Raw genomic sequence first — 7,569 nt, forward strand, 5'->3', positions numbered from 1 at the left:
GCTTTTCAAAAGTGAGCCGCCGTCAGGGCGGAACCCAAAGTGGCCGTTACCGCAGCAATGGATATACACACAATCCAACTGTGTTGACTGTCAGGCCGCCTTCGCGAGCAAGCCCCACAGTGGGATTGTGGGGAGTCAGGCAGAGAAGTGTCGGCTGGCAGGCCGTCATCGCAGGCAAGCCAGCTCCCACCTCAAGTCCGGTATCAGCCCTTCCAGACCTGCGGGTTCACCAGGTCCTGGGGGCGTTGACCCATCAGCGCGCTGCGCAGGTTGTCCAACGCGCGGTTGGCCATGGCTTCGCGGGTTTCATCGGTGGCCGAACCAATATGCGGCAGGGTCACAGCATTGCTCAGCTGGAACAGCGGCGATTCAGCCAGCGGTTCCTTTTCATACACATCCAGCCCAGCACCACGAATGCGTTGGGTTTGCAGGGCTTCGATCAGCGCCGGTTCATCCACCACCGGCCCACGGGAGATATTGATCAGGATCGCGCTGGGCTTCATCAACGCCAGCTCCCGCGTGCTGATCAGGTGACGGGTCTTGTCGCTCAACGGCACCACCAGGCAGACGAAATCCGCCTCGGCCAGCAGCTGATCCAGGCTGCGAAACTGCGCGCCCAGTTCTTGCTCCAGCGCGGTCTTGCGGCTGTTGCCGCTGTAAAGGATCGGCATATTGAAGCCCAGGCGCCCACGCCGGGCCACGGCCGCGCCGATATTGCCCATGCCGACAATGCCCAGGGTCTTGCCGTGCACGTCGCAACCAAACAGCGGCGCGCCCACGCTGGCTTTCCATTGGCCGGCCTTGGTCCAGGCATCCAATTCGGCCACGCGGCGTGCGCTGCTCATCAGCAACGCAAAGGCCAGGTCGGCAGTGCTTTCGGTGAGCACATCGGGGGTGTTGGTGAGCATGATCCCGCGCTCGTTGAAGTACGGCACATCGTAGTTGTCGTAGCCCACCGATACGCTGGACACCACCTCCAGCTTGCTCGCGCTTTCCAGTTGCTCGCGGCCCAACTTGCGGCCCACGCCGATCAAACCGTGGACATGGGGCAGGGCTTCGTTGAACTGTGCGTTGATGTCACCCAGCTTGGGGTTGGGCGCGATCACCTCGAAATCCTGTTGCAGGCGTTCGATCATGGGTGGGGTGATACGGCTGAAGGCCAGGACAGTCTTTTTCATTGCAGAACTCCACTCAACATGTGGGAGCTGGCTTGCCTGCGATGGCGGTGTGTCAGCCACTATTGTGTTGGCTGATCCACCGTCATCGCAGGCAAGCCAGCTCCCACAATGAATTTATAGGGGTTGGGAAGCAGCATTCCAAAATCAGGTCGCCATCCGCACGCCACCCACAGCACCGCTCAACTCATACGCCACCAACTCCGCCTGGTGCGCAGCCAGAATTTCCGGCAACGAACCGCGCAGGTATTCCACCCAGGTCTTGATCTTCGCATCCAAGTATTGGCGCGAGGGGTAGATGGCGTACAGGTTCAGCTCCTGGGAGCGGTAGGTCGGCATCACCCGTACCAGCGTGCCGTTGCGCAGCCCTTCGATGGCGGCGTACACCGGCAGCAGGCCGACGCCCATGCCGCTGGTGATCGCGGTTTTCATCGCGTCGGCCGAATTCACCAGAAACGGCGAGCTGTTGATCGCCACGCTTTCCTGGCCTTCAGGGCCGTTGAAGGTCCATTTGTCCAGCTGGACCACCGGGCTGACCAGGCGCAGGCACGCATGGTTGAGCAAATCCTGGGGCCGTTGTGCGCAGCCCTTGGCCTTGACGTAGTCCGGCGAGGCGCAGGCGATGCTGTAGGTGATGCCCAGGCGCTGGGACACAAAACCTGAGTCCGGCAGTTCGCTGGCCAGCACGATGGACACGTCGTAGCCCTCGTCGAGCAGGTCCGGCACGCGGTTGGCCAGGGTCAGGTCGAAGGTCACGTCGGGATGGGTGCGGCGGTAGCGGGCAATCGCGTCAATGACGAAATGCTGGCCGATGCCGGTCATGGTGTGCACTTTCAACTGCCCGGCGGGGCGCGCGTGAGCGTCGCTGGCTTCGGCCTCGGCTTCCTCGACGTAGGCGAGGATCTGCTCGCAGCGCAGCAAATAGCGTTTGCCGGCTTCGGTCAGCGCGATGCGCCGGGTGGTGCGGTTGAGCAAGCGGGTTTGCAGGTGGGCCTCAAGGTTGGAGACCGCGCGCGAGACGTTGGCCGTGGTGGTGTCCAGTTGCACGGCGGCGGCGGTGAAGCTGCCGGCTTCGGCCACACAACTGAAGGCGCGCATGTTTTGCAAAGTGTCCATGGAGTGTTCTCAAGGGAGATAGCAAATTGTGACAGAAAGTTACGCTTTGAGTGATCCCTACCAACGGATTATCGCCTGAACGGTAACAAAGATTCACAGGAATGCCAGCTTATCGTCCTCCCTGCCGCCGCCTAGAATTGCGCCACCTCTTGCGCAACACCCTCTCAGGAATTCGCTTGCCGTGCCGCGTCGCATCAGCAGAGAGCTGAAGACTCTCAGTGTTTGGGCTTTAACGTCAGTCATCAGCGGTTGCATCGGAACCGGAGGAATCGCCCCCCAAGGCCAGGCGATCAACGCCAACACCCTGGCCACCGACGCCGCGATCCAGAGCGCCGCCCGCGACGCCCACTGGCCCACCGCCCAATGGTGGCAGGCCTACGGCGACCCGCAGCTCAACCGTTGGGTTGAACTCGCCACCCATAACAGCCCCAGCCTGGCCGTGGCCGCCGCCCGCGTGCGCCAAGCCCGGGCGCTGGCCGGGGTGGCAGAGTCGGCCGAGTCGCTGCAGATCAACAGCGACACTACCCTCAAGCGCCACAACTGGCCCAAGGATCAGTTCTACGGCCCCGGCGAACTGAGCGGCGCCAACACGTGGGACAACAATGCGTCTCTGGGCCTGAGCTACGCCCTCGACCTGTGGGGCCGGGAAAGCAACAGCACCGAACGCGCCGTCGACCTGGCGCACATGAGCGCCGCCGAAGCGCGCCTGGCCCAGCTCGAACTGCAAAACAATGTGGTGCGCGCATACATTCAGCTGTCGTTGCAGTACGCCAACCGCGACATCGCGGCCGCCACCCTGGCCCAGCAACAGCAAATACTGGATCTGGCCAACAAACGCCTGAGCGCCGGGATCGGCACTCACTTTGACGTCAGCCAGGCCGAAACTCCGCTGCCGGAAACCCATCGCCAACTGGATGCCCTGGACGAGGAAATCGCCCTGAGCCGTAACCAACTGGCGGCGTTGGCCGGCAAAGGCCCGGGGGAGGGCGCGCAATTGCAGCGTCCGACCCTGGCCCTTGCCGCGCCGTTGAAATTACCCTCCAGCCTGCCCGCGCAGTTGCTCGGCCAACGCCCGGACGTGGTTGCCAGTCGCTGGCAGGTAGCGGCCCAGGCGCGGGGTATCGATGTGGCTCATGCAGGCTTCTACCCCAACGTCGACCTGGTCGGCAGCCTCGGTTACATGGCCACCGGCGGCGGCATGCTGGAATTCCTGGCCGGCAAGAAATTCAACTACAACGTCGGCCCGGCGATCACCTTGCCGATCTTCGACGGCGGCCGCCTGCGTGCGCAATTGGGCGAAGCCAGTGCCGGCTATGACATCGCGGTGGCCCAGTACAACCAGACCCTGGTCAATGCGCTCAAGGGCATCAGCGACCAGTTGATCCGCCGTGAGTCCATGGACAAGCAATCGGCCTTCGCCGCGCAGTCGGTGGCCTCGGCGCAGAAAACCTACGACATCGCCATGATCGCCTATCAACGTGGCCTCACGGACTACCTCAACGTGCTCAACGCCCAAACCTTGTTGTTTCGTCAGCAGCAGATCGAACAACAGGTGCAGGCCGCACGCCTGAGTGCCCATGCCGAACTGGTGACCGCCCTGGGCGGCGGCCTCGGCGCTGGCGACGATGTGCCCACGGCTGCCAAGACACGCCCAAGCAAGACCCCGGCGGCGCTCGCCGTGTTTGATCACTGAGTAGGATTCGATGACTCCCTTGCCTGCACCGCTGCGCTGGCTGCATTCCCTTGAGTGGCGCCGTGGTTTCTTCGACTGGGCACGCAGCGATGGCGTGACCTGGGTGTATATCTTCAAAGTACTGGTCGCCGCGTTCCTGACGCTGTGGCTGGCCATGCGTCTGGAACTGCCGCAACCGCGCACGGCGATGATCACCGTATTTATCGTGATGCAGCCCCAGAGCGGCCAGGTGTTCGCCAAGAGTTTCTACCGTTTCCTCGGGACCTTGGCAGGCTCGGCGGTGATGGTGCTGTTGATCGCCCTGTTTGCGCAGAACACCGAATTGTTCCTCGGTGCGCTGGCGATCTGGGTGGGCATTTGCACTGCTGGCGCCACGCGCAACCGCAACTTTCGCGCCTATGGGTTCGTGCTCGCCGGCTACACCGCGGCGATGGTCGGCCTGCCGGCCCTGGCCCACCCGGACGGCGCCTTTATGGCGGCGGTGTGGCGGGTGTTGGAAATTTCCCTGGGGATACTGTGCTCGACACTGGTCAGCGCCGCCATCCTGCCGCAGACCTCCAGCGCCGCCATGCGCAACGCGCTGTATCAGCGCTTTGGCGTGTTCGCGCTGTTCGTGACCGACGGCCTGCGCGGGCGCAGCCAGCGCGAAGGCTTCGAGGCCAGCAACGTGCGCTTTATTGCCGAAGCCGTGGGCCTGGAAGGCTTGCGCAGTGTCACCGTGTTCGAAGACCCGCACATGCGTCGGCGCAACGGGCGGCTCAGTCGCCTCAACAGCGAATTCATGAGCATCACCACACGCTTCAACGCCCTGCACCAGTTGCTTGAACGCTTGCGCGCCGATGAGGCCGACCATGTGGTGGCAGCGATCAAGCCCGGCCTGCAAGACCTGGCCGAAGTGCTCGACAGCTTCTCCGGCCGCGCCCTCACCAGCCCCGATGCCGCGCGCCTGGTCAACCAGTTGAGCGCCTACAAGGACGGCCTGCCCGCCAAGGTGCGCAGCCTGCGGGCGAGCTTCCAGGAGGACAACCCGACGGACGCCGAGCAGTTGGATTTCCACACCGCCTACGAGCTGCTGTACCGCTTCGTCGACGACCTGCACAACTACGCGCAAACCCACGCGTCCCTGGCCGAGCATCGCCATGCGCGGGAGGATTGGCACGAAGCCTACACGCCAAAGACCAACTGGTTGGCCTGTGCCGCGGCCGGTGTGCGCGCCTCGTTTATCCTGATTGTGCTGGGCAGTTACTGGGTGGCCACGGCCTGGCCCAGCGGCGCCACCATGACCTTGATCGCGGCGGCCACGGTGGGCCTGTCTGCTGCCACGCCCAACCCCAAGCGCATGGCGTTCCAGATGGCCTGCGGCACTTTGATCGGCGCGTTGGTCGGCTTTGTCGAAATGTTCTTCGTGTTCCCCTGGATCGATGGTTTCCCGCTGCTGTGCGTGATGCTCGCACCGGTGATTATCTTCGGTGCCTTTCTGTCGTCACGCCCCCAATACGCCGGCGTGGGCGTGGGCCTGCTGATTTTCTTCAGCACCGGTTCGGTGCCGGATAACCTCACGGTCTACAACCCTTACCTCTTTATCAACGACTACATCGCCATGGTCATCGGCATGCTGGTGTGCGCGGCGGCAGGGGCGATCATTTTGCCGCCCAACAGCCGCTGGTTGTGGCGCCGTATGGAGCAAGACCTGCGTGAGCAAGTGGTGTATGCCATCAGCGGCAAGCTCAAGGGCCTGGCGTCGAGCTTTGAAAGCCGCACCCGCGACCTGCTGCACCAGGCCTACGGGCTTGCGGTCGGCCAGCCGCAGGTGCAGCGCGATTTGCTGCGCTGGATGTTCGTGGTGCTGGAGGTCGGCCACGCGATCATCGAGCTGCGCAAGGAGCAGGCGATTTTGCCGGTGCACCCGGCGTATGCCGAGTCCCAGCCGTGGCGCCAGGCGATCCGTGTGATGGGGCGCTCGCTGGTGCGGCTGTTCCTGCAACCCAGCGCCAGCAACCTGGAGCGCGGGTTGATTGCCGTCGACCATGCGATCAGCCGCGTGCAGGCCACCGACGAACCCTTCGCCCCGCACTTCGACACCTCGGCCCTGCGCCGGGTGAAGAGCTACCTGCACTTTATTCGCACCTCGTTGCTGGACCCGCAATCGCCTCTGGCCGCCCTCAAAGGAGCCCCGAATGCCGCGTGAAATTGCATTCCACGGCATCTATATGCCGACCATGACCCTGATGTTCCTGATCGCCGCGGGGCTGGCCTGGGCGGTTGACCGCTTCCTGGCCGGGTTCGACCTGTACCGGTTTTTCTGGCACCCGGCGCTGCTGCGCCTGAGCCTGTTCGCTTGCCTGTTCGGCGCCCTGGCGCTGAGCGTCTACCGTTGAGAATGCCCCGATGAAAAAGTTCTTCAGCCTGCTCGCCACCTTGCTGGTTCTGGCGTTGGCGATCTGGATTGGCCGCACGTTGTGGGTGCACTACATGCAAACGCCGTGGACCCGCGATGGCCGGGTGCGCGCCGACATTATCAATGTGGCGGCTGACGTCACCGGTGAAGTGGTGGACGTGCCGGTACGTGATAACCAGTTGGTGAAAAAAGGCGACCTGCTGATGCAGATCGACCCCGAGCACTACCGCATTGCCGTCAAGCAAGCGCAATCGCTGGTGGCCTCACGCAAGGCCACCTGGGAAATGCGCAAGGTCAACGCGCACCGCCGCGCCGACCTGGACGCTTTGGTGATCTCCAAGGAAAACCGCGACGACGCCAGCAACATCGCCGACTCGGCCCTGGCCGATTATCAGCACGCCTTGGCGCAACTGGAGGCCGCCGAACTCAACTTGAAACGCACGCAAGTGCTGGCGGCGGTAGACGGTTATGTCACTAACCTCAATGTGCATCGCGGCGACTATGCGCGTATTGGCGAGGCGAAGATGGCTGTGGTGGATATGAATTCGTTCTGGGTCTATGGCTTCTTCGAAGAAACCAAGCTGCCCCATGTGAAGGTGGGTGACACAGCCGATATGCAATTGATGAGCGGCGAGACCTTGAAGGGCCATGTGGAAAGCATCTCCCGCGGTATCTACGACCGTGATAACCCCGAGAGCCGTGAACTGATCGCCGATGTGAACCCGACCTTTAACTGGGTGCGGTTGGCCCAGCGTGTGCCGGTGCGGATTCACATTGATGAAGTGCCGGAGGGCGTGTTGTTGGCGGCAGGCATTACCTGCACTGTCATCGTGAACCCAACGCAAAACTAAACTGTGGGAGGCTGGCTTGCCTGCGATGGCGGCCTGACAGCCGACACTGATCTACCTGACACACCACCATCCAAATGTGGGAGCTGGCTTGCCTGCGAAGACGGCCTGACAGCCGACACTGATCTACCTGACACACCACCATCCAAATGTGGGAGCTGGCTTGCCTGCGAAGACGGCCTGGCAGCCGACACTGATGTACCTGACACACCACCATCCAAATGTGGGAGCTGGCTTGCCTGCGAAGACTGCCTAACAGTCAACACAGTTGGACCGTGTACATATCCGTTATTTAGGTAACGGCCACCTAGGGTTCCGCCCTGACGGCGGCTCACTTTT

General features: G+C 62.7%; 6 protein-coding genes. 4 read left to right on the plus strand and 2 right to left on the minus strand.

All coding sequences use genetic code 11. The features are described from left to right. Window positions 1-203: 203 nt before the first annotated feature. Both A7K61_RS29830 and A7K61_RS29835 read right to left on the minus strand, forming a co-directional pair. Window positions 204-1,178 (minus strand): D-glycerate dehydrogenase, encoded by a 975-nt coding sequence (locus A7K61_RS29830; protein WP_047712623.1) that lies wholly within the window; start codon window positions 1,176-1,178, stop codon window positions 204-206. Between the two features lie 144 nt (window positions 1,179-1,322). Next, window positions 1,323-2,291, minus strand: coding sequence for a LysR family transcriptional regulator (locus tag A7K61_RS29835; RefSeq protein ID WP_047712624.1), 969 nt, complete (start codon window positions 2,289-2,291; stop codon window positions 1,323-1,325). 181 nt (window positions 2,292-2,472) lie between these two features. On the opposite strand from A7K61_RS29835, the gene A7K61_RS29840 reads away from it, so the two are divergent. The 4 genes from A7K61_RS29840 to A7K61_RS29855 are packed head-to-tail and all read left to right on the plus strand — an operon-like array spanning window position 2,473 to window position 7,233. After that, a complete protein-coding gene (locus A7K61_RS29840; protein WP_047712625.1) occupies window positions 2,473-3,984 on the plus strand; it encodes an efflux transporter outer membrane subunit in 1,512 nt (503 codons plus the stop codon). 10 nt (window positions 3,985-3,994) lie between these two features. Beyond that, complete coding sequence (locus A7K61_RS29845) at window positions 3,995-6,172, plus strand: FUSC family protein (protein ID WP_044270481.1); 2,178 nt, start codon at window positions 3,995-3,997, stop codon at window positions 6,170-6,172. Further along, the gene (locus A7K61_RS29850; RefSeq protein ID WP_003188711.1) at window positions 6,162-6,362 is read left to right on the plus strand and encodes a DUF1656 domain-containing protein; all 201 of its coding nucleotides are present in this window, start codon (window positions 6,162-6,164) and stop codon (window positions 6,360-6,362) included. Before A7K61_RS29845 ends, A7K61_RS29850 begins: the two co-directional genes overlap by 11 nt. Window positions 6,363-6,372: 10 nt before the next feature. Then, on the plus strand, window positions 6,373-7,233 hold the full coding sequence (locus tag A7K61_RS29855; RefSeq protein ID WP_044270477.1) for an HlyD family secretion protein: 861 nt from the start codon (window positions 6,373-6,375) through the stop codon (window positions 7,231-7,233). Window positions 7,234-7,569 lie beyond the last annotated feature (336 nt).

This window comes from Pseudomonas sp. AP42 (assembly GCF_001728935.1).
In the GTDB taxonomy this organism is placed as follows: Bacteria; Pseudomonadota; Gammaproteobacteria; order Pseudomonadales; family Pseudomonadaceae; genus Aquipseudomonas; species Aquipseudomonas lactis.